The 24,404-nt window shown below is 45.4% G+C and carries 24 protein-coding genes, 1 pseudogene, 2 riboswitches and 1 other annotated feature; all 25 genes and pseudogenes read right to left on the bottom strand.

What is annotated here, in order from left to right:
- Positions 1–8: 8 nt before the first annotated feature.
- A complete protein-coding gene (locus ACZ42W_RS05545; RefSeq protein ID WP_464169034.1) occupies positions 9–1,253 on the bottom strand; it encodes a BaiN/RdsA family NAD(P)/FAD-dependent oxidoreductase in 1,245 nt (414 codons plus the stop codon).
- A 241-nt stretch (positions 1,254–1,494) separates the two neighbouring features.
- Entirely contained in the window at positions 1,495–2,463 is a 969-nt protein-coding gene (locus ACZ42W_RS05540) for a DMT family transporter (RefSeq protein ID WP_464169033.1), read from the bottom strand.
- A gap of 205 nt (positions 2,464–2,668) precedes the next feature.
- On the bottom strand, positions 2,669–3,247 hold the full coding sequence (gene pduL / locus ACZ42W_RS05535; protein ID WP_464169032.1) for a phosphate propanoyltransferase: 579 nt from the start codon (positions 3,245–3,247) through the stop codon (positions 2,669–2,671).
- 268 nt (positions 3,248–3,515) lie between these two features.
- Positions 3,516–4,979, bottom strand: coding sequence for an aminomethyl-transferring glycine dehydrogenase subunit GcvPB (gene gcvPB / locus ACZ42W_RS05530; RefSeq protein ID WP_464169031.1), 1,464 nt, complete (start codon positions 4,977–4,979; stop codon positions 3,516–3,518).
- A complete protein-coding gene (gene gcvPA / locus ACZ42W_RS05525; RefSeq protein ID WP_464169029.1) occupies positions 4,976–6,316 on the bottom strand; it encodes an aminomethyl-transferring glycine dehydrogenase subunit GcvPA in 1,341 nt (446 codons plus the stop codon). The genes gcvPB and gcvPA overlap by 4 nt, the downstream gene beginning before the upstream one ends.
- A 1-nt stretch (position 6,317) precedes the next feature.
- Positions 6,318–6,704 carry a glycine cleavage system protein GcvH gene (gcvH, locus tag ACZ42W_RS05520; protein ID WP_464169027.1) on the bottom strand — a complete coding sequence of 129 codons (387 nt, stop codon included), beginning with the start codon at positions 6,702–6,704 and terminating at the stop codon, positions 6,318–6,320.
- Between the two features lie 324 nt (positions 6,705–7,028).
- Positions 7,029–8,129, bottom strand: coding sequence for a glycine cleavage system aminomethyltransferase GcvT (gene gcvT / locus ACZ42W_RS05515; RefSeq protein WP_464169026.1), 1,101 nt, complete (start codon positions 8,127–8,129; stop codon positions 7,029–7,031).
- A 97-nt stretch (positions 8,130–8,226) separates the two neighbouring features.
- Positions 8,227–8,301, bottom strand: a riboswitch (glycine riboswitch).
- Positions 8,302–8,303: 2 nt separating this feature from the next.
- Positions 8,304–8,412: riboswitch (glycine riboswitch) on the bottom strand.
- 131 nt (positions 8,413–8,543) lie between these two features.
- A complete protein-coding gene (locus tag ACZ42W_RS05510; RefSeq protein WP_464170871.1) occupies positions 8,544–8,969 on the bottom strand; it encodes a methyl-accepting chemotaxis protein in 426 nt (141 codons plus the stop codon).
- A gap of 87 nt (positions 8,970–9,056) precedes the next feature.
- Positions 9,057–9,398 (bottom strand): annotated as a pseudogene (locus tag ACZ42W_RS05505) (sugar diacid recognition domain-containing protein); the annotation flags it as partial.
- Positions 9,399–9,560: 162 nt separating this feature from the next.
- Entirely contained in the window at positions 9,561–12,335 is a 2,775-nt protein-coding gene (ileS, locus tag ACZ42W_RS05500) for an isoleucine--tRNA ligase (RefSeq protein ID WP_464169024.1), read from the bottom strand.
- A gap of 76 nt (positions 12,336–12,411) precedes the next feature.
- Positions 12,412–12,622, bottom strand: a binding site (T-box leader).
- Between the two features lie 92 nt (positions 12,623–12,714).
- Entirely contained in the window at positions 12,715–13,182 is a 468-nt protein-coding gene (locus tag ACZ42W_RS05495) for a hypothetical protein (RefSeq protein ID WP_464169022.1), read from the bottom strand.
- 71 nt (positions 13,183–13,253) lie between these two features.
- Complete coding sequence (locus ACZ42W_RS05490) at positions 13,254–13,712, bottom strand: DivIVA domain-containing protein (RefSeq protein ID WP_464169021.1); 459 nt, start codon at positions 13,710–13,712, stop codon at positions 13,254–13,256.
- Between the two features lie 14 nt (positions 13,713–13,726).
- Positions 13,727–14,524, bottom strand: a complete 798-nt coding sequence (locus ACZ42W_RS05485) for a YlmH family RNA-binding protein (protein WP_464169019.1) — start codon at positions 14,522–14,524, stop codon at positions 13,727–13,729.
- 21 nt (positions 14,525–14,545) lie between these two features.
- A complete protein-coding gene (locus ACZ42W_RS05480) occupies positions 14,546–14,782 on the bottom strand; it encodes a YggT family protein (RefSeq protein WP_464170870.1) in 237 nt (78 codons plus the stop codon).
- A gap of 51 nt (positions 14,783–14,833) precedes the next feature.
- Positions 14,834–15,283 carry a cell division protein SepF gene (locus ACZ42W_RS05475; protein ID WP_464169017.1) on the bottom strand — a complete coding sequence of 150 codons (450 nt, stop codon included), beginning with the start codon at positions 15,281–15,283 and terminating at the stop codon, positions 14,834–14,836.
- A 38-nt stretch (positions 15,284–15,321) separates the two neighbouring features.
- The gene (locus ACZ42W_RS05470; RefSeq protein WP_464169016.1) at positions 15,322–16,005 is read right to left on the bottom strand and encodes a YggS family pyridoxal phosphate-dependent enzyme; all 684 of its coding nucleotides are present in this window, start codon (positions 16,003–16,005) and stop codon (positions 15,322–15,324) included.
- A gap of 87 nt (positions 16,006–16,092) precedes the next feature.
- Positions 16,093–17,031 (bottom strand): biotin/lipoyl attachment domain-containing protein, encoded by a 939-nt coding sequence (locus tag ACZ42W_RS05465; protein ID WP_464169014.1) that lies wholly within the window; start codon positions 17,029–17,031, stop codon positions 16,093–16,095.
- Positions 17,012–18,403: a two-component system histidine kinase PnpS gene (gene pnpS, locus ACZ42W_RS05460; RefSeq protein ID WP_464169012.1), complete on the bottom strand. Its 1,392-nt coding sequence runs from the start codon at positions 18,401–18,403 to the stop codon at positions 17,012–17,014. The genes ACZ42W_RS05465 and pnpS overlap by 20 nt, the downstream gene beginning before the upstream one ends.
- Positions 18,404–18,407: 4 nt before the next feature.
- A complete protein-coding gene (locus tag ACZ42W_RS05455; RefSeq protein ID WP_464169010.1) occupies positions 18,408–19,091 on the bottom strand; it encodes a response regulator in 684 nt (227 codons plus the stop codon).
- A 2-nt stretch (positions 19,092–19,093) separates the two neighbouring features.
- A complete protein-coding gene (gene pgeF / locus ACZ42W_RS05450; protein WP_464169009.1) occupies positions 19,094–19,912 on the bottom strand; it encodes a peptidoglycan editing factor PgeF in 819 nt (272 codons plus the stop codon).
- 224 nt (positions 19,913–20,136) lie between these two features.
- Positions 20,137–20,409: a YlmC/YmxH family sporulation protein gene (locus ACZ42W_RS05445; RefSeq protein ID WP_464169007.1), complete on the bottom strand. Its 273-nt coding sequence runs from the start codon at positions 20,407–20,409 to the stop codon at positions 20,137–20,139.
- A 166-nt stretch (positions 20,410–20,575) separates the two neighbouring features.
- Positions 20,576–21,349 (bottom strand): RNA polymerase sporulation sigma factor SigG, encoded by a 774-nt coding sequence (sigG, locus tag ACZ42W_RS05440; RefSeq protein ID WP_464169005.1) that lies wholly within the window; start codon positions 21,347–21,349, stop codon positions 20,576–20,578.
- 58 nt (positions 21,350–21,407) lie between these two features.
- Entirely contained in the window at positions 21,408–22,136 is a 729-nt protein-coding gene (gene sigE, locus ACZ42W_RS05435) for an RNA polymerase sporulation sigma factor SigE (protein ID WP_464169003.1), read from the bottom strand.
- Entirely contained in the window at positions 22,133–23,041 is a 909-nt protein-coding gene (locus ACZ42W_RS05430; protein WP_464169001.1) for a sigma-E processing peptidase SpoIIGA, read from the bottom strand. Before ACZ42W_RS05430 ends, sigE begins: the two co-directional genes overlap by 4 nt.
- Before the next feature lie 213 nt (positions 23,042–23,254).
- Positions 23,255–24,316, bottom strand: a complete 1,062-nt coding sequence (gene ftsZ, locus ACZ42W_RS05425) for a cell division protein FtsZ (protein ID WP_464168999.1) — start codon at positions 24,314–24,316, stop codon at positions 23,255–23,257.
- Positions 24,317–24,404: the final 88 nt, after the last annotated feature.

The following is a 24,404-nucleotide window of genomic DNA, read 5'->3' as shown; positions in this document are numbered from 1 at the left end:
CATTAGATCTAGAATTCTTCAGCACTTTTCCCCGCCAAATATCCTGAGGACCAAGCCCACTGCAAGTTATAGCCTCCGCAGTCTCCGTCAATGTCCATGATTTCCCCGGCGAAGAAAAGACCAGGTACTAGCTTAGATTCCATGGTGTTCTGATTGATATCTCTTACATCAATTCCACCTGCAGTTACTTGAGCCGCAGTCCAAGTGTTGGTACCAGTAACCTTGAAGCGCCAATCCTGCAAGATATTTATGATATTTTCCTTCTCACGAGTCGTTAAAAGTGCTACAGGCTTGTTAACATCTTCAATTCCAGCCTGTTTCAGCAATACCGGCACGAGTTGTTTATTAATAAAACCGACAAAGCTAAAGGAGACGTTCTTTTCAGGATTACACTGCCAGCGTTTCATCACATAGTTAATGAGTTTATCCTTTGGCATATGATTGATAAGCACGACCTTAACCCAAACTTCCTGGTTCATCTTTAGTCTTTCAGCAGCCGTCCGACTTAATTGGAAAATAGGCGGGCCAGATATGCCATACTCAGTAAATAATAATTCCCCTTGAGCCTTAGCCAGGGTTTTGCCTTTAACTATGATCTCCGCATCCCCCTCAAATTTGATCCCTTTGATCTGCTTAAGAAAAGGCTCGGCGAGCTTAAGCTGTACGAGAGAGGGAAAGGGCTCAATGAGATGATGGCCAAGTTGTTCGGCTAAGGCATAGCCACTGCCATTTGACCCTAAGTTAGGGGCTGCCTTTCCTCCCGTGGCGAGAATCACACGATGCGCAAAGTATTTGGCACCATCCTTCGTAAAAACCTCAAAACCCTTGGCGAGTTTTCGAATCTCCTTCACTTCTGCCTCAATGATAGTCTCTATTCCTAGCCGCTCCAATTCATAGCGTAGCACATCTAAGACACTTGAAGCCTGATTAGAGAAGGGAAAGACCTTTCCTTCCTCCTCAACCTTGTGGGTAATACCCAATTGTTCAAAATACTCAATGGCCTGGAAATTATCAAAAGCATTAAGGGCACTATATGCAAACTTAGGATTCACACCATGAAAATGGGAGATATGCATATCCGTATTGGTTAAATTGCAGCGACCATTACCCGTGGCTAAGATCTTCTTACCCACACGCTGGTTTCTCTCTAAAATGGTGACCTGAGCCCCTTGGCGACCGGCAATCACAGCAGCAAATAAACCCGCTGCCCCTCCTCCCACCACAATAATCTTAATTTGTTCTCCTCTGGACATCGTAATCCCCCTTATGACAAAGCCACTTTCATAACTTTCTCTAGACATAATATATTGTACCCGATTATGCAGCGTCCGTCGTCACACACTACGACTTTCTTCACGCTTACTTCTATTTTGCTCATCCGATCGATTATATTCCCATTATACTACCAGCCCTTACTTCTGTTAACTGTACCCGAAGTATAGAAAGACTGCTGACAAAAGCACTGTGTCAGCAGTCTGATCCAATTCACCCTTTTTATTTGACGAATGTATCTTCTTCGAGATCCTTAAAAGCTCGATCCAGCTCTTGCTTGGTATTCATAACGATTGGGCCTCCCCAGGCGATGGGTTCCTTAATATGTCTCGACTCAAGTCTTTCACTCAAAAAGGTCGAACTAAGTATCAAAACTCCTCCGATCATCTGAATAAAACTCATGCTCTCTCCTAAGGATATCGCAGCGATGATCACTGCCGAAATCGGGTCGATGTAGCTTAAGACAGCGATTGTCTGTCCCTTAAGTTCCTTGACCGCTGTAAAATATAAGAAGTAAGCAATTCCAGTATGGACTATACCGAGAATAAGGATTAAAAGGATGGAGCTTGAATTCAGGTCGGAAAAGCTCATATGCTTTTTCGTTAAAATATAGGGTAAGAGGACCAAAGCTGCGACTATTAATTGAACTAAGGTCGTCTCATAACCGGACAGATTCTTAATAAATTTATTCATTAAAATGACGCTGGCATAGAGAGCCGCCGCTGAAAGGCCAAAGAGTATACCGACCGGGTGATTATAGGAACCCGCCGCAGTATTATCCCCAATATTCACGATTAGAAATAGTCCGATCATAGCAGTAATGATAGATCCTACCTTGAGACGGGTAAGTTTTTCCTTAAGGACAAAAGGGGCTAAGATCATTACGAATATTGGAGCAAAATAATAACTTAAGGTTGCATTTGAAATCGTCGTGAATTTATATGACTCGAACAAAAATATCCAATTCAGGCCAATCGCTGCGCCTGAGAAACCGAGAAGTAGGCCATTCTCTTTGATGGATTGAAGGGATGGCTTCTGTCGGACGAAGAAACTAGCACAAAATAAGAATAAGCTGCCGATGACTCCTCTTAGAAACGCAATTTCGCTCGAAGAGAGATTAATTTCCTTCACAAAAACCCCGATGCTGCCAAAGGTAAGCATAGCCGTTACGAGTTTGAATTTTCCACTCACTGCTCTCTCTCCTTATTCGATGTTTTAAAAATCGCTTATACCAATGGTAGTCCAATTTGAAGCTTTGAGCAATAGGTTCAGAAACTGTGCTCCATCCTCCAGAGCATTTTTACCTGTGTCATGTTCTTCAAAAGATAAACATCAAAAGCCACGAAGTACGTTGATCTGTACTTCGTGGCTTTCTAATGCTACAAGGAATTTTCTTTTAGTCGAGAATAACGTCTACTTGATCCCCGTTTTTCAGTCCAAAAGCATTTCCTTCATCGGTATCTACATGCATGTCCAAAGCATAGTTCGGACTGACACGAATCAAGACACGTTCAAAGATCCCCGCACGAGGTCCTGGAACTGAAACTTTAACATGATCTCCATCTTTAAGGTTATGCTTTTGTGCATCTTCTGGAGTCATATGAATATGGCGAGCAGCAATGATTACTCCCTGTCCAAGTTGGACTTTACCTGCTGGACCTACGATTTCTACGCCAGGTGTTCCATCAAGGTCTCCAGAATCATGTACAGGCGGCTTTACCCCTAACTTAAAGGTATCAGTGGCTGCGAGCTCGATTTGAGTCGCTTTGCGGGCTGGGCCAAGTACCCGAACGTTAGGCATTGATCCCTTTGGACCGACTATGGTTACAGTCTCCTCAGTAGCAAATTGTCCTGGTTGACTTAAATCTTTTGTACGAGTGAGTTGATGACCTGCACCAAATAAGATTTCGATATGTTCTTGGGATAGATGAAGATGACGATTGGATATTCCGACAGGTACTTTAAATGCTTCCACTATAATAACCTCCTGGTTTAGTATTTTTCTGACTCGGTAAATGTTACTAATACATTATACTCCTATTTTCGCCAAAATCCATTTTTCTAAAAACTTTTAACTTTAAGATTCCCCAAAATATAATAACACATGACCTATGAACAGAATTACTTTTCACTATTTCTCAATTTTTAGGCCGCCATTATTTCTTAAAGAAAATCCCTCCCCGCACGAAGCGGAAAGGGAATATAAAGGAATTTAAGTGGCATTATGCCATAATAAAAATAAACTAATTACTTTTTCGCCAGCGAAGATCTGGCTTCCGGGCAGCTCCTGTCTCATCCAAGCGGGTGACCAAAGTATTGTAAGGAGCATTTTTAACGAGTTCTGCATCGTTCTTCACTTCATCGGCAATCCGAATTAATACGTTAGCAAACTCTTCTAGAGTTTCCATGCTCTCAGTCTCAGTGGGTTCGATCATCATCGCTTCCTCTACGATGAGCGGGAAGTAAATCGTCGGAGGATGATATCCGTAATCTAAGAGCCTTTTTGCAATATCCAAGGTATGCACGCCATAAGATTTCAAGTTCTTCGGAGTGATGATAAATTCATGCATGCAAACCCGATCTAGGGGCAGGTGATAATGTTCTTTCAAGATACTCATAAGGAAGTTAGCATTGAGTACGGCATTTTTTGAAGCATTCGTGAGCCCTTCCCCGCCTAAGGCCCGAATATAAGCATACGCTCTGACAAGCACGGAGAAATTAGCATAGAAAGCACGTACACGGCCAATGGAAAGTGGACGGTCATAATCCAAGTAATATTTCTCCTCTGGAGTACGAATGACTACAGGTTTAGGTAAATATGGCGCAAGGAATTCCTTGACCCCGACAGGTCCTGCACCCGGACCTCCCCCACCATGTGGAGTGGAGAACGTCTTATGAAGGTTTATATGCACGACATCAAAGCCCATGTCTCCTGGACGAGCAATTCCCATGATGGCATTCGCATTCGCTCCATCATAATAGAGCAGTCCTCCGACATCATGAATAATCTTAGCAATCTCGAGGATATTCTCATCAAACAAACCGAGGGTATTCGGATTGGTAAGCATTAAGGCTGCGACTTCTTCATTTGCTACTTGCCGTAAAGCCTCTAAATCCACCCCACCCCGTTCATTCGAAGGGACTTGCACAATCTCGAAGCCCGCCATTGCTGCAGTCGCTGGATTCGTTCCATGAGCAGAATCCGGAACAATAACCTTAGTCCGTTTGCTATCTTGGCGATGTTCATGATACGCCTTGATGATGAGAATCCCCGTCATTTCACCATGGGCACCTGCTGCAGGCTGCATCGTGAACGCATCCATCCCGGTAATTTCTCCCAAATCCTCCTGAAGTTCGAACATCAGTTGAAGTGACCCTTGGGTTAACTCTTCCGGCTGATAAGGGTGAAGCTGGGTAAACCCAGGAAGACGGCAAAGCATTTCGTTAACCTTCGGATTGTACTTCATCGTACAGGAACCAAGCGGGTAAAAGCCGGTATCTACTCCATGGTTGAAGGTTGAAAGTCGGGTAAAGTGGCGAACGACATCCCCCTCAGCGACCTCAGGTAAATCGGGTGCTTTTTCCCTCAGAACTTCAGAGGGAAGTAAGCTATCGAGTGGGATTTCCGGGACATCACATTTCGGAAGACTTACCCCTGTTCTACCCTCCCCACTTTGATCGAAAATAAGTGGTTCTAAAGCTTTCATTTTACTTCCCCCATTCTGGCCACGAGCCTATCAATCTCTTCCTTGCTCTTTGTCTCTGTTACACAGAATAGGAGATGATGGTCAAGTTCAGGGTAGAAACGGGATAAATCGAGACCACCAATAATCTTATGTTTAAGGAGTTCTTCATTGATTTTAGAAGGGCTAACCTCTGTCTCTATAACAAACTCATGGAAGTATGGAGAGGAAAAGGCGACGCTCATCCCTGGGAGTTTTGCAATCTCTTGAGCTGCATAGTGTGCCTTCTGGAGATTAAGATTCGCCATTTCCTTCAAGCCTTTCTTCCCTAACCCAGCCAAATGGATGGTAAAAGCTAACGCACATAACGCTTCATTAGAGCAGATATTTGAGGTCGCTTTCTCACGACGGATATGCTGTTCTCGAGCTTGGAGGGTTAAGACATAACCCTTTTTCCCGTTCTTGTCTTTGGTGGCACCCACGATACGTCCAGGCATGCGACGAACGTATTTATCACGGCAGGCTAAAAATCCAAGATAGGCTCCTCCGTAGTTAAGCGGGTTTCCGAAGGGTTGCCCCTCGCCCACGACGATATCCGCACCTAACTCTCCAGGAGACTTAAGAAGTCCAAGGGAAACGGGGTTCACGGACATCACGAGAAGAGCCCCTTTGCCATGAGCGAGCTGTCCAATGCTCTCTGCCTTCTCGACTGAGCCGAAGAAGTTCGGGCTTTGGATTAGAACTCCTGCAACCTCCTCTGTCAGGACCTTTTCGAGAGCTTCAAGATCGACAACACCGTTCTCGAAAGGAATCTCGACAATCTCCACTCCGCGCGGCGGTAGATAGGTTCTTAGAACCTCCCGATACTCTGGATGAATCGTCTGGGGAACTAGGACTTTACTCCGACGAGTCGCGTCGCAACTCATCAAGGCAGCCTCAGCTAAAGCGGAAGCTCCATCATACATCGAGGCATTCCCTGCGTCCATTCCGGTTAATTCACAGACGAGAGTTTGATACTCATAGATCGCCTGAAGTGTTCCCTGGCTAATCTCGGGTTGATAGGGTGTATAGGCTGTATAAAATTCGGAACGAAGCAAAAGTTGATCGACAAAGCTTGGAATATAATGTTCATAAGCACCTGCTCCGAGATAGGAAGCATAGTCATCGATCGTTGTATTTTTACTGGCAAGCCCTTTTACATGCTTCACGAGTTCAAATTCAGACATTCCACCTCGGATGCTTAACTGAGCCTGGCGCCGAACGCTTTCCGGGATATCCGCAAAAAGCTCTTCCATCGATTTTACTCCGATCCGGGCAAGGATTTTTTCCTGCTGGTTCGCCGTGTTCGGCACATAATTCATCTTAATGGCCCTCCTCCGCTAGAAACGCCTCATATTCAGCGGCTGTCAGCAACTCATCTAAGTCTTTAAGATCATCGGCTTCTACCTTAATCAACCATCCATCACTATAAGGGGCGCTATTCAAGAGATCCGGCGCATCCAGAGCATCTTGATTATATTCAACTACTTTTCCACTGACCGCAGAAATAATATCAGAAACTGCTTTGACAGACTCTACAGTCCCATAGGATCTTCCTGCGACTACAGTCGTTCCGTTTTCTGGCAGTTCTACGAAAACAACATCCCCTAGACTTTCTTGAGCATGCTCTGTGATTCCGAGAGTTACGATATTCCCTTCAACTTTCGCCCACTCGTGGGATTTGCTGTACTTTAATTCTACTGGATTCATAAATTCATCCTCCTAAACTTATTATTGATACTTGATACTTAGCTTAATTTTGATTCTCGTTAAAAACTTAGTCTATAAAAGCCTAAATCCTTAAAATAATACCCAAGGATTTCGTTTTACAAAAGAGAGCGGCTTCTAAGCGAGCAGGAAAGCAAACTTCGCGAAAAGTATGCAGCGGAGACGGGTTGGAAACACGACGTTTCCAACCGGCCACGAGGCATGGACGCCGATTTGGCCGGGAACCCGTCGGAGCGGAGAACTTGAGCGATTAGTTTGCTCCGCGTAGCTTACGGAGCGAACGGTGGAAAACGAAATCCTGGAGAATCACGCTTTCTGTCTCTTATAGAACAACGACGGAATTATCTGTGCCTTGACCGCCTTACCCCGAATGATAACCTCCAAAGTTTCTCCCTGCTGCGCTAAGTCTGCACGAATGAGTCCAAGCGCAATATTTTTATCCAAGGTTGGGGAGAAGGAACCTGAGGTTACAAAGCCTACCTCTTCTCCAGCTTTTTGAAGCGGATAATGGGAACGAGCAATCCCGCGCTCAATCATTTCCAGCCCGACAAGTTTACGGGGAACCCCTTTTTCCTTTTGTTCAAGTAGCGCGTCTTTCCCGACAAAGCTTTCTTTCTCAAGCTTTACAAAAAAACCAAGCCCTGCTTCCAAAGGAGAAATATCTGGGCCAAGTTCGTTGCCGTAAAGGGGTAACCGAGCTTCGAAACGAAGGGTATCCCGTGCACCAAGTCCAATCGGCTGTATTCCTTCGGCTGAACCTTCTTCAAGAATTTTTCTCCAGAGCTGGGACGCTTTTTCGGGAGCAAGATAAACCTCAAACCCGTCCTCTCCGGTATAACCGGTCCGAGAAATAAGACAAGAGATTCCATCCACTACACCGTGTTTAAACCAGTAATATTTGATTTCTGCCAAATTTACAGAAGTGAGTCTTTGGAGAATTTTCTCTGCGAGGGGTCCCTGCAAAGCCAATTGGGCAACTTGATTTGAACGGTTTTCCAATTGAATATTAAATCCCTCTGCCTTCTCCTGCATCCAAGCGAAGTCCTTATCGGCATTGGAGGCATTAACTACGATGTAAAAATGTTCCCCATCATAACGATAAACTAGTAGGTCATCAACGATTCCCCCATTGGAATAACACATCGGAGAATAGAGAATTTGGCCATCCTGGATACGCGTTACGTCATTTGTGATTATGTACTGAACAAATGCAAGGGCGTCCTTTCCTTTGACGTCCACCTCTCCCATGTGGGATACATCGAAAAGTCCAGCTTTGGTCCTTACTGTATTATGTTCTTCGATGACACCTGCGTATTGGACCGGCATTTCCCAGCCCCCGAAATCAATAAGTTTGGCTCCTGCTTTTTGATGTTCTTCATAAAGGGGGGTTCTTTTGAGTTCTGTCACTTTCAGACACCTCCTTAAAGTTTGAGTATGCACGAAATTTAGAAAATCATGATAAGAATTGTTAAATAAAAAAAGACAGAAAATCGCGCATCGCGCAACTCTGTCCTTTAACCTGAGAGATTCGCCTTTCGGCTCCCCTTTGGTGTTCTCCTTACGAGAAACTCTCCAGAGTCCCGTCTTCCAGCAGTACTTTTGCCTGAGAGCTTCCCCTCCTGAATGAGCGATCATCAGGAAGTTTCTCCTACGGCGCCCGGCTTTGCCGAGTCTCTCCTACTGAAATCATCCGGAACATATTCACTTTTCCTTTGCCACTCTATTATAGTCGCCAAGGGGCTTATTCGTCTACTAGGTAAAAAAAGATTTTTCAGTTTCTTTTCGAGACTAACTGCCACTAAGACTCCTGCATCCTACGAGCTAAAGCTTTTGAGCAAGGGCATTCAGTTCATTTCCAACCTGTTGAACCTCTTCGACCATTCGGGTAATCTCCTGTGTAGCCCGGGCTTGTTCCTGTGTAATGATATTATTCTGAAATACTCCTTCAGTAATCTGCTCCATCGTTCCTTGAAACTGTATAAGCAATTCATTAATCTCATTAGCCGAACGATTACTCTCGTCAGCAAGTTTTCGAACCTCTCCCGCCACAACAGAGAATCCTTTTCCTTGCTCTCCAGCTCGGGCTGCCTCAATCGCCGCATTCAATCCCAAGAGATTGGTTTGTTTGGAAACGCGTCGAATAAATTCTAAGGCATTCCCTGTGGCTTTTACTTGTTGTTGAGCGTCCTGTGCCACAGAGGCTACGGTTTGGCTGACGCTTGCAACCTCCTCTGAGGAGGCTGCCATTTCTTGAATGGCACCGGCGGCCTGTTCTAGTGCTTGTCCTAAACGTTCAACCTGCTCCCTAAGCGTTCCTTTCAATTCTTCGTCACGCATCGTGGAAGCGATCATTCCCGCAGCTACCTTGGCGACAGGTGTGACAATCTTCAAGGGCCCTGCAATTCCAAAGGTGCCTACCTTCTGTCCCTCCAGTCGAATAGCAATGTTAAACCCTTCACGCTGCCCTTGAGAATTTTCCTCATCCTCTTTGGTCACTGCGATTTCGTGGATCGGAGTCGTCATGATGCGAAGTGCCCCATTATGAACCATTCCTATCCGTTTTTTTGCTGAATCCGCAATGATCTTCCCACTGGGATCACAAACAATGCCGTGAAAGCCGCTTTCCGAATAAATTAAATCCACAATACGATGAGCAAGATTTTCCGTGAGCTTCATGCACCTTCATCTCCTACCTCAGCAACTCTTTTTTAGGGTCGCACTCTGTATCACACTATTCTAAATTAACATACTATTTTTATAGTACTCATTTCTTACACCCTTGTCTATATTTTTTTGCACTAAAGGACTTGGAAGAGAAATTCTCCCAAGTCCTTTAGTTTATTCTGCAATAGAGCCTACAACAGAGGCACAACGTGGACATAAGCTTGGATGCTCCGAATTATTCCCTACTTCGGTATGATACATCCAGCAGCGTTCACATTTCTCTCCAGCTGCCGAGTTTACAGTGATACTTAGTCCTTCAAGTGTCTCAGCAAGTGTTGCTCCTTCTGGCTTTTCTTCACTTGCCTCGTGCAATTGAACTGCAGAGACAATGAAGATTTCCGCCAAATTAGGAATCCCTTTCAGGAAGTCACTCAGCTCAGCAGTGGGGTAGAGATCAACTTGAGCCGTCAGGGGATGATTAATGAGCTTGTCTTGGCGCGCTTTTTCCAGTGCTTTTGTTACTTCTGACCTTACAGCAAGAAGGGTATTCCATTTCTCAGCGAGTGCTTCATCCATCCATTCAGGATTAACTTTTGGCATCTCCTCGATTTGGATATTGGATCCTTCCTTTACACCAGGAATATAAGGCCAAATTTCATCCGCTGTAAAGGTCAAGACCGGTGCCACTAGACGTACTACAGCATTAAGAAGCTCATAAAGCACGGTCTGAGAGGCACGGCGGAGCGTGGAATTCTTCCCTTCGACATAAAGTCGATCTTTGACGATATCGAGATAGATAGCACTGAGTTCTACCGCACAGAAATTATGAACGGTATGGTAAACCCAGTGGAATTCATACTTATCATACCCTTGAAGAACACGGTCAATCACTTTATTCAGCTGGAGAAGGGCCCAGCGATCGATTTCCGGTAGTTCTTGATAGGCGACTCGATCCTTTTCCGGATCAAAATCATTCAAGTTACTGAGAAGGAACCGTAGGGTATTGCGGATTTTCCGATAGGCTTCAGACATCTGCTTCATGATTCGAGGGGAAGCGGCCACGTCATTTTTATAGTCTGCCGAGCAAACCCAAAGCCTTAAGATATCAGCACCCATTTCCTTGATAACCTGTAAGGGATCTACACCATTCCCTAAGGACTTAGACTGCTTTCTACCTTGCTCATCAACGAGGAAGCCATGCGTAAGCACAACACGATAGGGTGCTTTTCCATAAGCAGCAACAGAGGTAGAGAGGGAGGAGTTAAACCATCCCCTGTGTTGATCTGATCCTTCAAGATAAAGATCTGCAGGCCAGGTTAGCTCAGGGCGTTCCTTTAAAACACCCGTGTGGCTCGTTCCGGAATCGAACCATACATCCATGATATCCGATTCTTTACGGAATTTCTTCCCACCACAGGCACACGTCAACCCTTCTGGCACGAGTTCTTCCGCTGGATGAGCGAACCAAGCATCGGAACCCTCTTTACGGAAGATTTCCTGTACTTTGGTAATCGTCTCATCAGTGATAATCTCTTTTCCGCAATCCTCACAGTAAAAAATTGGAATCGGAACACCCCAGGTCCGTTGCCGCGAGATACACCAGTCTCCCCGATCAGCAATCATGTTATGAATCCGGTCTTTTCCCCAGGCAGGAATCCATTCGACCTTTTCAATCTCAGAAAGTGCCTCTTTGCGGAAGCCATCGATTGAAGCGAACCATTGTTCAGTGGCTCGATAAATAATCGGATTCTTACAACGCCAGCAGTGAGCATAGCTATGCTTGATCTTCTCTGAATGAACAAGGGCGTTAATTTTCTTCAAATCCTCGATAATGAGTGGATTAGCTTTATCCACCTTAAGCCCTGCATACACTCCAGCTTCTGCTGTGAATTTTCCTTGGTGATCCACCGGACAAAGGACAGGGAGTCCGTATTCTTTTCCAACATTGAAGTCGTCTTCTCCGTGACCAGGAGCGGTATGGACACAGCCCGTACCTTGCTCAAGAGTGACATGCTCTCCAAGAATAAGTACGGATTCTCGTTCTATGAAAGGATGCTGACAGCGCACACCTTCGAGGTCTTTTCCAGAGAATTGCTTCTCAACGGGAAGTTCCAAACTCCAGATCGAACGCAAATTATTCAGAAGTCCTTCCGCTACGACCCAATGCTCCTCCCCGACTTGAACCTGGACATATTCGAATTCAGAACGAAGGGTAATCGCTAAGTTTGCAGGCAGGGTCCAGGGAGTTGTCGTCCAAATCACGACATAGGTATTCTTCTCCGTAAGGACTCCCTTTCCATCTTTCACTGGGAACTTGACATAGATTGCATCGGAGGTCTTCTCCGCATATTCAATCTCCGCTTCAGCAAGAGCAGTCTCACAGGAAGGGCACCAATAGACAGGCTTTAATCCTTTATAGATATAGTCCTTTTTAGCCATTTCCCCGAAGACTCCGATTTGAGCCGCCTCATACTCCTTTTTTAGCGTCAAATAAGGATGATCCCAATCCCCACGGACTCCGAGTCGTTTGAATTGTTCCCGCTGGATCCCGACGTACTTTTCCGCGTACTCTTTACACATGGTTCGAAATTCTACGGGAGAGACCGCATGACGGTTAACTCCAAGTTTCTTAATTACCTGTTGTTCAATCGGTAATCCATGGGTATCCCACCCAGGAACATAAGGGGCATCATAACCTGCCATCGTTTTATACTTCACGATAATGTCTTTGAGCACTTTGTTCAAGGCATGTCCAAGATGGATATCGCCATTGGCATAGGGAGGACCATCATGCAAGACAAACTTTGGCCGCCCAGCCCGTGCTTTTTGAACCTCTTCGTAGAGGTGATTTTCTTCCCATTGCTTCAGAATATCCGGTTCGCGCTGAGGTAGATTCCCGCGCATTGGAAACTCAGTTTCAGGCAGATTAAGAGTATTCCGGTAATCCATACTTAATTTCCTCCTAAAGGTATTGATTCTAGTTTAACCAAAGAATGGTATATAATATAAAAATCCCTGACCCAAATAAAGGGACGGGATATTACTCGCGGTGCCACCCTTGTTGCCATTAATAACTGGCCACTCGGAAGCCGTTTAACGGGGGCTAGCCGGAGAGCTTACTCGAATCTTCAGCACCTCGCTCCAAGGGGATACACCTTAACTTACCTCGCGGGCTTTCACCACTCCCCGCTCGCTTAAGAGGATACACTAAGGACTGTCCTTGTCAACGCTTTATTCTGAGGATTGTATTCCCTATATTCTATGAGAACCTCACCCCATGTTCATTCTTTTTTGCGATATGTTACTCAAAACCTAGAACTCAATCTAACTAGCTTAAAACTTTCCGAGTAAGGGTAACCAACTTAGCTTGCCCTTCAGACTCGAAGGGTTCAGCCATAAATAAGCACAGGTAAGGAATTTTCTTTTCCTTCCATTCTTGTACCAACTCATCAAGCCAATCTATGTTCAGGCTCACTTGATGAGAATCAGCTTCAGCAGACAGGGCAACCACAACTCCACGCTGCTCCATTTCATCGAGCGCGCGAAACGCCCGATCGAGCAAATCGTCACTCCCAGCCATAAGAACATCACCTGCACGGTAAGGGCCAGCTTGTGCTTTCCCAATGCATAGGACTTGCGTTTCTCCTTCCAAATCCTTAAGGGAATTTGTCGAGGAGAGAAGTTCCACTTCGTGACGTCCCAGCTTCCCAGTGAAATGGGGGCGTTCCTCAGTATGTAATCCTAACCCTTGCACTAGGAAATCGGAGGCCAGTTCCGAGAACAAAATGCTTTTCATCTGTAATAATCTTCCCCTTCAAAATCGTCTGACCTTTATATTACCATGATTCTAACCCAATCCGCAAGCGCTCAAGAAACACGGTCCTGTTCGAAAGCGTCTGCCAAGTCCAATTGTGCCCTTAAAAAAGACTTCAGTTGAGTTCGAATCAATTCCCGACGTTTTTGAAGTTCTTCAATTTCTTCGTTTACATGTTCCCATTTCTTTTGAGCTTCACCCAAACGCTTTACTTTTTCTTGTTCTGCATCTTTAAGAAGGAGGTCCGCCTCGTGGCGTGCGGCCTGTTTGACATCCTCCGCTGTTTGCTGGGCAAACACCATTGTTTGTTGTAAGGTGGACTCGAGTTGCTTATAATGCTTTAACTCAGCCTCAGCACGCTGTAATTTCTCTCGAAGCTCGAAGTTCTCAGAAAAAACCACTTCAAATTCCTTACTGACATTTTGAAGGAACTTGTCAACCTCATCTGTGTTATAGCCCCGAACCCCTTTACGGAACTCTTTATTCTCAATGTCAATGGGAGTCAATGGCATAATATCCCCTCCTTCTAGTGTCTTTGTGGCTTATAAAGCACAGTATTCCAGGCTATTCTCCCTTTACGGGTCTCACTAGAATCCAGAAGACGGATTCGTCCATATCCCCGACACGAGATGATATCCCCTGGTTTCACTTCTGCATCTGCTTTTATAACGACTAAATCATTACGCTTTACTTTCCCCTGAGATATGAGTTCCTGTACCACCGTACGTGACATATTAAAGCTACTTGAAGCCACGGCATCTAAGCGAGAAGAGGCGACTGTAATCCGACGTTCCTCACCCGTATCCGGAAGAAGCCCAAGTTCCCCTTCAACACGCTGAGCGCGGATTTTCTCACGGCCAGCTTTGTTCCATTCTCGAGCAAGATAGTTAGCGATTTCTTCAGAAACTGCTACACAAAGTCCCTGTTGCACCGGTCGTATATCCCCTATCAAGTCCCGTTTAAGTCCAAGGCCCATCAAAGAACCTAAGATTTGTCGGTGCTCTAGTACTCCGTGGGGATCAATGGCCTGAGCTGACAAAACAACCACTTCAGATCGCGCCTTTTCAATATCTCGCTCTTCTGAGCTGATCAAAAAGCGTACCCTCTCAGGTTCAGGAAATCCACCTTCACTTCGATATACGAGATTTTCCCGTCGTATAATTCCCTCAAGCCAATTCGCTAAAGCTTGACTCAAAAAAGGCGTCCATACTGCAACTGAAGCGTTCAAAGCCGTTTCACATAAATCCAGTAAATGGGCAGCTTCAATCTTCATCTCTTTATCTGACCAAAAATTTAAGGCACTGCGATCTATTCTGTGTTTCATATACTCATCCTACTTTTCAAATCAGAAAAAGAGCCTAAAGATCGTCGGCAAGACCGCACTCCGTAAGATCATTATGGCAAAGTAAGCAAGAATCGGGGAAATGTCTATGGAGAAGCCACCCCCACCAAACTGAAACCGCTGAAAGGGTTTTAACAAAGGATCGGTAACCTCATAGAGAATTTTGAAAAAGGAATTATAGGGTAAATTCGGAAACCAAGAAAGCAAGGCTCGAATAATAATGGCATAACCCAAGATCATAAGAACCGCATCTGCGACTTGATAGATAAATGATAGTATAGCAATCACTCCTTACTTAGAGAGAGACCAGAAGAAACCCTTGTCTTTAAGGTCATCTTTTGCTTCTCCAGAAATATCAACATTGTTTGGAACGAATAAGAAAATTCCATTTCCTACTTTTTGCATATTGCCACCTAAAGCATAGGTAGCACCACTCACAAAATCGACGATCCGTTTTGCTAGATTACGCTCTGTGTTCTCTAAGTTGACAATCACAGGGCGACGGCTTTTTAACTGATCTGCAATATTTTGGGACTCCTCAAACGTAGCGGGTTCCATCACGACAACTTTAATCTGCTTCTGAGTGTGAATACTCACAACCTGAGCCCCTTTACGGTTACTCGTTGCACGTGTTTCTTCTCGGGTAGTCTCTTCTTTCTCTTCCTCCTCGAGGTAATCGTCCTCTAATTCCTCATCTGAAAAACCCATAATCCCAATCACTTTATCAAACAACTTAGCCATCTAATAATGCCTCCTTATAAAATTCTTTATGTAAATTATTATCGTTCCCCAAAAATCTGTCTTCCAACCCGGATGATCGTAGCGCCTTCTTGAATTGCAACTTCAAAATCCTGACTCATTCCCATCGACAACTCTTTTAGTTCCACATGGGGAATCTTCTTTTCCTGTAGACGCTCCTTAAGTATCCGTAACTGGTGGAAGAAACCGCGAGTTTCCTCTGGTGTTGCCTTTAAGGCACCAATCGTCATAAGACCGTGTACCCGGACATGCTCACATTTCGCAACAACTTCTAGAAAGTCTTCCGCCTCATTATCGAGCAGCCCCGCTTTATTAGGGTCCCGGGCGATATTGATCTGAACTAAGGTTGGCCAGATGATCCCTTGGCGCGTTCCTTGGTGCTCTAGCTCTTCAAGTAGACTTAGCCTGTCCAAGGAATGAATGAGAGAAACCCGTGAATCTAAGTATTTAACTTTGTTGCTCTGCAACTGCCCAATAAGATGCCATTTACAATCCTGGGGCAGTTCGGAAACCTTCTCTTGCCATTCCTGCACACGATTCTCTGCAAATTCTCTTTGCCCTGCATCATAGGCAAGGTGGACTACTTCAGCGCTCTTCGTTTTACTTACAGCCAACAACCTAATTTCAGACGGGTTGCGCCCCACTGACAGGGACGCTTCATAGATTCTTTGATGCACCTTGGATAGATTTTCATATATCTCCACTTTTTTCACACCGTCCATGCTGAATGATTCTACATTAAAAGCCTGTTTCCTGCATGTAAGCTCAGGTTTATGTTGAAGAAGGCATTTCTACACATTCATGGTTAACCCATCTAATCCAGAACGAGGGTTGATGATCACCGGTATTCCATAGGGCAGACCCTCAATACATACTTCTTGTTCATTCTCATCCAATACCTTAATCTTGCGAAACTGGATGACCCCACCCTGCACGACATACACTCCCCGTTCTTCTCCTTTATTCCACAGGGAGCTCTTGGGTAAGATGACTCCGTCTACCGTTGGCCTCGAAGTCCAGGAAATCTCTTGGATCCGTTGCTTGGCTGTTCCTTCAACATATTGATTAAATTGAACGACCATCCCTTGGGGGTTATCGAGGAGTCGAACTACTTTAGCACTATATCCCAAACCATTGATCGTAAACTTGAGCGTCTTCCCTAGCTTATATTCTTCAGTTGGAGCGATTTTTATCACTGCCACAGTCGGTCGAAGATTATTAGTGATCTTCCCGATAACCCCGCCATTTTGAACTGGTCCTTCCCCCTCTTTGGAGGGACTACTTTGTTCAAGCACTTTACTCAAATCCATGGACAGGAGATTATCTGGGGTCAGAATCGACTCTAAACCATCTGTCCCGTAGGAGAGAATTCCGCCATCCGGTGCAACCACTGGGGCTCCTACCTTTGCCCCCGTCTGGCCTAAAGCTACCCCTTCTGGCTTCATCACCGCGACCTGGTCTCCTCTTCGAAAACGCTGGCCTTCTTTTCCTAGAAATTCGGGCTTTCCAGCTGTCGGAGCCTTAATAGGCACTTCCTCATTGGCAAATACGGCAGAAATGGTCTGGTTATGCTCGATGCCCCCCTGCTTTGCCAATTCAACTTCAAGTGATCCTGTTAAAAAACTAGAACGATAAACCCACCCTAAGGAACTTAGTAGCAGGAGAACGAGAACTCCTATTCCGAGTAGTTTTTTGGCCACCCTAATTCCCTTAGCTGTTTTTCTCGTCATTCTTTTCCTCTCCGTTCACAATGGGTAATTCACATAAGAATACGGTACCAGAACCAAGCTGTGAAGAAACACTAATTTTCCCCTTGGCCCCTTCTACAATATGCTTAACGATACTCAGCCCTAACCCGGTCCCCCCCTGATCACGGGAACGTGCCTTATCCACTCGGTAGAACCGTTCAAATATGCGGGGTAGATCCGCTTCCGGGATTCCACTACCCGTGTCTCCAAACTCCAAATGGATATAATTTCCAAATTGATATCCATGAAGCCAAATCTTACCCTCTCCTGTATATTTTACAGCATTTTCCATCATGTTGAGAAGTACTTGACTTAATAAATCTATTCCCATGGCTACCGCAGGTAAATCAGGTGCGAGTGCAACCTCCACTGAGATTTCCTTTGCTTCAGCATAAGGTTCAATCACAGGTCTTATTTTCTCATAGGCCTCCTGAACTTTACTATGAGCCCCAGCCTTGTCTATCCGAGGGTTTTCAATACGAGAAAGGGTCAATAGTTCATCCACGAGACGTTGTAAACGCAAGGTTTCCGTTTGGATAATCTTTAGAAATCTTTCTCTTAGAGTTGGCTCTTCTGCTGCTCCATCCAACAAAGTTTCAACAAACCCTTTGATGGAAGTTAGCGGGGTTCGGAGTTCATGGGATACATTTCCCACAAATTCTGTCCTTATTTGTTCTAAGCGACGAAGCTCTGTAGTGTCATAACAGACAATGACTGCCCCACGCGATCGACTCTTCTCCCCGAGTATCGGACTTACTTGAGCTCTGACAATCATTTTCTGATTGACAACAATTTCGGAACTCCCATGTTGACCTTCCTCCAGCGCCTTTGCAACGAGCTGCTGAAGTTCCTCATACTCACATAGCACATTGAGATATTGGTTTTCGACTTCATCTTGGGTCCTGCCGAATATCTTTTCAGCGGCACGATTAATGAGGACAATCCGCCCTACTTGATCCAGTGAAATGACACCCTCCTGCATTCCTGTAAGGATCGCTTGAATTTTTTGTGCTTCTTGTTGATTCCTCAAGATGCTCCCTTTGACATGTTGAGCAAGGTTGATCATCTCACTTGAAAGTTTCCCTAGTTCATCGGAAGACTCTGGAATAAAGGGGGTCTGAAACTGTCCTTGAGAGATTCCTCTCGCCGTAGCATACAGCTTGTTTATTCTTTCCCCGAAGCGTGAAGCAAAATAGTAGGTAATTCCTCCGGGTAAAACAATCGCCAAGATAACAGTTCCTAAATCCACGTGTAAGGATAAACCTGTAAGGGCCTGAGTACCTAGCCAGAAGAGCAGAAGGGAAAGTGAATTGACCAAAAGATAAATTCCCGTAATTCGCCACTTAATGTTCATATCCCTATCCTTTCAAGCGATACCCGATACCACGGAGTGTTTCGATATACTCAGGATTCGAGGGATCCTTCTCAACTTTTTGTCTAAGATGTCGAACATGAACATCTACAGTCCGAGTATCTCCTGCATACTCATAGCCCCATACGCGTTCGAGAAGTTCATCGCGGGAGTATACCTTGCCTGGGTGAGCCGCTAGGACACGCAAAAGTTCAAATTCCTTTGGAGTGAGCTCAACATACTCTCCCCGAATAGAAACACTAAACCGTTCAAGATCAATACGCAAATCCCCACGGAGGAGCTCATTTCCCCCTTCAGCAGGCTTCAGCCGCCTGAGTCTGGCACGAATTCGGGCTAGGAGTTCGCGTGGACTAAAGGGCTTCGTGATATAGTCATCTGCTCCAATTTCAAGACCTAGAACTTTATCGATTTCTTCCCCTTTTGCTGTAAGCATTATCACTGGCAAGTCACTGAACCTCGGATTCATGCGAAGCTGGGTGCATACTTCTAACCCGTTCATTCCGGGAAGCATGATATCTAATACGACAAGATCGGGATGCTTTTCCTCTATTGTTTTCAAGGCCTCAGGACCATCATCTGCCGTGATAACCTCATAGCCCTCTTTTTCTAGATTAAACTTTAGCAGTTCCTGAATCGGTTCTTCATCATCAACTACGAGAATGACCGCCATGGTTAAACCTCCCTCTTTGGGGTCCGGCGAATCCAGCCAGCCATGCGCCCTGTCTTTGGACCCTCTATACGGTGTGAAAAAAAGGAATCGGTATGGCATGCGGTGCAGACTCCCGCAACCCAAATCTTTTCTTGAGGAACTCCTGCTTCACGAAGGACAACCTGATTCGCTTCCCACAAATCCAGCATAGCATGTCCAGGCTTTCCCGGCTTAAGAAACGAAGTATTGGAATATCCCTCCTCAAAGCCCTTGATAACTCGATCATCCACCTCATAACAGCAGGGGCCTATGCTCGGTCCTAACGCCACCCAACAGTCTTCCGGTTCTCCACCCATCTTACGAAATTGCTCTAGAGTTTTGAAAACAATTCTTCCAGCAGTTCCCTTCCATCCGGCATGGGCTATTCCTATGGTTCGTATTCTAGGATGATAAAAAAATACGGGAACGCAATCAGCGAAAAATGCCATCAAACCTAGCGCATTCTTGGTGACAAGTGCATCTACACCTGGGATTACAGAGTCAAGGCTTTGACTCCCTCTTCCTGCATCACACTCGTTCACCCTATAGATTTGAGTCCCATGCACTTGCTCCCCAATCGCCACCTCAGACCCACTTGCATCCCATTCTTTGAACCAAATCTCTCGATTAACCCGGACAGCCTCCGGGGTGTCTCCAACATGAAGCCCCAGATTCAAGGAGGAATAAGGCGGTTTACTGACTCCACCCCAGCGCGTAGAAAATCCTAACTGGATCCCTTCTGCTTCCCACTCGGGAATTGTAAGATAGGTCAACTGTTTTCCTTGTCGCCAAACCCAAGACATACGAACTCCCTCCCCCTTAAATCCTTAGTTCTAACTATACCATAAATTTTCCAGTGGACAAACTCCCCAAAAGTCCTATCTTTCGTGGAATTATCCCTGAAAATCGAAAGAAATGTTAAAGATACCGGAAAAAGCACCACGCCCCCATCTCTTTCAATCCTCTGCTGTGAAAGATATATATGAAAGCCTCCTGTAGCTTACGCACTCCAGGAGGCTTACTTTGTTTACCGGTCGTCCGGATTGTTATTAAACTCAGGTATATCTTGAGCATCCACTAGGATTACATCCACTCCGATTTTCTTTACTCGATCCCATGGCACCATGATGTCTTCGGTCCGACCCCCACCAAAAAATCCCCAGCTTCGGGAGGCACCAGGTACAACGATCCCTTTCACCACTCCCCGTTCGAGATCAAGATCCAAGTCCTTAATCGGCCCTAACCTCCGGCCATCTTTGATATTCACGATATCTAACAATCGTAACTCAGAGATCCGCATCCGCCATACCTCCCCTCTCGACATTTATATGCAAGGGGAAAGCTATTCATTCCCGACTACGACGTAATACAAAGGAAAGTGAAACTTAGGGATGGAGGCAGGAACAGGGACAGTGACGAGCCCCGTGCTCCCGACGAAAAGGCTGGGCAAAATGCCCAGCCTAAATTTAGACGTACTTTTTCATATGACCTAGTGCCGCCTTCTCCAGGCGAGATACTTGAGCCTGTGAGATTCCGATTTCGTCGGCAACTTCCATCTGAGTTTTTCCATGGAAGAATCTGAGGTTGAGGATAAGTTTTTCTCGCTCGCTAAGGCGGCGTAGGGCCTCACGCACGGCGATTCCTTCGAGCCAGCTGTTATCGGAGTGCTTATCATCTCCGATCTGATCCATGACGAATATAGGATCTCCACCATCATGATAGATGGGTTCGAAGAGGGAAATCGGCTCTTGAATTGCATCCAATGCGAAGATAACTTCTTCCCTAGGTAGGGTCAGCTTAGCAGCTATCTCGGATACGGTTGGTTCACGAGCACATTCACTGACGAGTTGATCTCGAACTTGTAAAGCTTTATACGCTATATCACGAAGAGATCGACTGACTCGAATGGGGTTGTTATCTCTTAAGTATCGTCGGATTTCCCCGATGATCATCGGCACAGCGTATGTCGAGAATTTAACGTTTTGCCCGAGGTCAAAATTATCGATTGCCTTCATTAACCCGATGCACCCGACCTGGAAGAGATCATCCACATATTCTCCACGATTTGTAAACCGCTGTATGACACTCAGGACGAGCCTTAAGTTGCCATAGATGAGTTTCTCCCGTGCTTCTTTTTCTCCACTTTGGTAAGCTACAAATAACTCCTTCATCTTTGCGCTACTAAGAACAGGCAATTTTGAGGTGTTCACTCCACAGATTTCTACTTTGTTTAAAGCCATTCTGAGCACCCTCCAAGCCAATTTTCTCTTGGAAGAGTATGCCCGAACATTTTGAAAGTTATTCCAAACGGATGAATTCTTTCTTCAATCTCCTAATAATTCTCTTTTCCAGCCGTGAAATATAGGATTGGGAAATTCCCAAACGATCTGCTACTTCTTTTTGAGTCTTCTCCTCACCATTGTCAAGACCAAAGCGTAGTTCCATGATAAGTTTTTCTCGATCAGAAAGACGCCCCATGGCAAGATGCAAAAGTTGACGATCAACTTGTTCTTCAAGTGGGCGAGAAATAATATCATTTTCTGTTCCTAACACGTCTGAGAGTAACAGTTCATTTCCATCCCAATCAATATTTAGCGGTTCATCAAAGGATACCTCAGTTCGTGTCTTATTATTTCTACGCAAATACATAAGTATTTCATTTTCTATGCAACGAGATGCATAGGTGGCTAATTTGATCTTCTTCTGGGGATCAAAGGTGTTCACCGCTTTGATCAAACCAATCGTACCAATCGAAACCAGATCTTCAATTCCGACTCCCGTGTTCTCAAATTTTCGGGCAATATAGACGACTAGCCGCAAATTCCTCTCAATCAGGATATCTCGGACTGTGGGATCCCCCATTTCCAAACGCTCCAAGAGAAGTCCTTCTTCGTCTGAGCTCAATGGAGGGGGCAAAGCCTCACTGCTACCCACGTAGTAGATTTCGCGCCACCCATTCAGTTTTTGCTGGATATACAGCTTTATTTTTAGCCTTAGCAGTTTAAAATACACAATTATCCGTCTCATAAACCATCCTCCGCTCCTCGAACGTGTTCCGGATGTAACAAGGCCTGATACGCCCCATCCGTGCTTAAAACTTGCTGCACTAAGGCTAAAGTCGCCTTAATCTCTCTCGGTTCCGGCGAAGAAGTACAAATAACCTGTTGCGGGCGAATTCCAAGAAGCCAGCTCTTGTGACCAACTCCTTGATAAGGGATAAAGACAAAATATCTTATCCAAGCTGGGTCAGCCTGCCAAAGCCAGGGCCACGGATCCTCAAGTTCTCGCCAAGGAGCCTTCAAGGCCGGGAGTAGCTCCGCTGGAATCCCAGCTGCTGCAACTTCTTCTTCGACTAAAATGACTGGAGTACCCGTCAAGGGATCTCTCAGCTGATTCCCTGTGTCCAACAAGGCCTTAATTGGAATGGGTCCTGTTGCTGCTCCAAAGTCGATCCTGAGATCGTAAAGAGAGGGCTTCAACTGGGCGGCTGAAGCAAGAACTCGATGCCAAGCCTTCTGACCTAACCACCACAGGGCAGCAACTAACGGTAAAATCCAAAGATTTCTTAATCCTATACGTAAGGAGTTTCCGACTAAGCCATCAAAGCTTACCCAACCCCATAAGGCGTAGACGAGTCCCCCTAAGCCTGCGGAAAGAATCCAGAAAAGCAGCAAGGCTTTCAGATAGGGTCTAATCCCCCGAATAGGGTAAGCAAGCCAGACCATAATCCACGGAATGAAGAACTTACTTAACTCAAAGAGCAAGGAAACGGGGTAAAAGGCAGAAAGAATTACAGAAATTTCTCCCGCCAAAACTCCTCCCAGAATACGCTTTGAACGGAGAGGAACGTTTAACAGTCGGGCCGTAAGGATCAACAACAAGGCATCCATACTTCCATTCACTAAAAGGTCGAGATCCAAATACCTCTCCATGACTTCACTACTGCCCTTTCAACACTTCTCTACCAAATTATACCGAAACGCGAGGATAAAACCTGTCGCAATACGAGGGAATATTTAGGAAAACTATTGCGACTCGTGACGTATTATCGCGTCAAGAGAAAGGAAAGAGGAAAAAATAAAAACAAGCTAGGCATAGTGCACTAGCTTGTCAATTGAAAGATCTGTATTTACTTAGAGCTTTACTTAGCGACGGCGACGTAGGAACTCAGGAATATCTAAGTCCTCAGCAGCTGCTGCCACCGGGCGTATAATCTGTTCGTTTGAAGCTCCGGCCTTGCCAAAAGAAGCCTTTTGCTGGTCAAATCCTGTCGCAATGACAGTAACCCGTACTTCTTCCTTCATGCTTTCATCAATCACTGCTCCAAAGATGATATTTGCTTCCGGATCTGCCGCTTCGGCGATAATCTCAGAGGCTTCATTCACTTCGAACAAGGTTAAGTTTTGTCCACCCGTAATATTCAAAAGTACGCCCTGAGCCCCTTCGATCGAGGTCTCGAGAAGAGGACTAGAAATCGCTTTCCGAGCCGCATCAGCCGCCCGATTCTCCCCTGTCGCTTGGCCAATTCCCATTAAAGCAGAACCAGTATTACGCATAATCGTCTTGACATCTGCAAAGTCAAGGTTGATAAGTCCCGGAACAGCGATAAGGTCTGAAATGCCTTGAACCCCTTGACGTAGAACATCATCCGCAATCCTAAACGCTTCGTGAATCGTTGTATGCTTGTCCACGACTTGAAGCAAGCGATCATTAGGAATTGTAATCAAGGTATCAACTTTACTTTTAAGCTCTGCAATTCCCTTTTCTGCCTGCATCGCCCGTTTCCTACCCTCAAAAGAAAAGGGCCGGGTAACAACCCCTACAGTCAAGGCGCCTAACTCTTTGGCAATCTCTGCCACGATAGGAGCAGCACCCGTTCCCGTACCACCACCCATTCCTGCAGTAACAAAGACCATATCGGCACCCTTAAGGGCATTAATTAACTCTTCACGGCTTTCTTCAGCAGCCTTCGATCCAACCTCAGGGTTAGCACCAGCACCAAGCCCCTTAGTCAATTTAAGACCGATCTGAACCTTCTGTCCAGCACGCGAGAGGTTAATAGCCTGGGCATCTGTATTAATCGCAATAAAGTCTACACCTTTTAAACCCGCTGTAATCATACGGTTTACGGCATTATTTCCGCCACCACCGACTCCAATTACCTTAATCTGGGCAAACTGATTAAAGTCCATATCAAATTCAAGCATTTTTGCTTATGACCCCCTCGCAAGTATTTACACCTTTTCATCCCCTCAGAAAACTTCTTCCAAAAGGGTTAAAACTCAGATTTACACA

This window comes from Desulfitobacterium elongatum (assembly GCF_055378975.1).
Note: the sequence above shows the minus strand (reverse complement) of the source record. Positions and strands in the feature narration are given on the sequence as shown.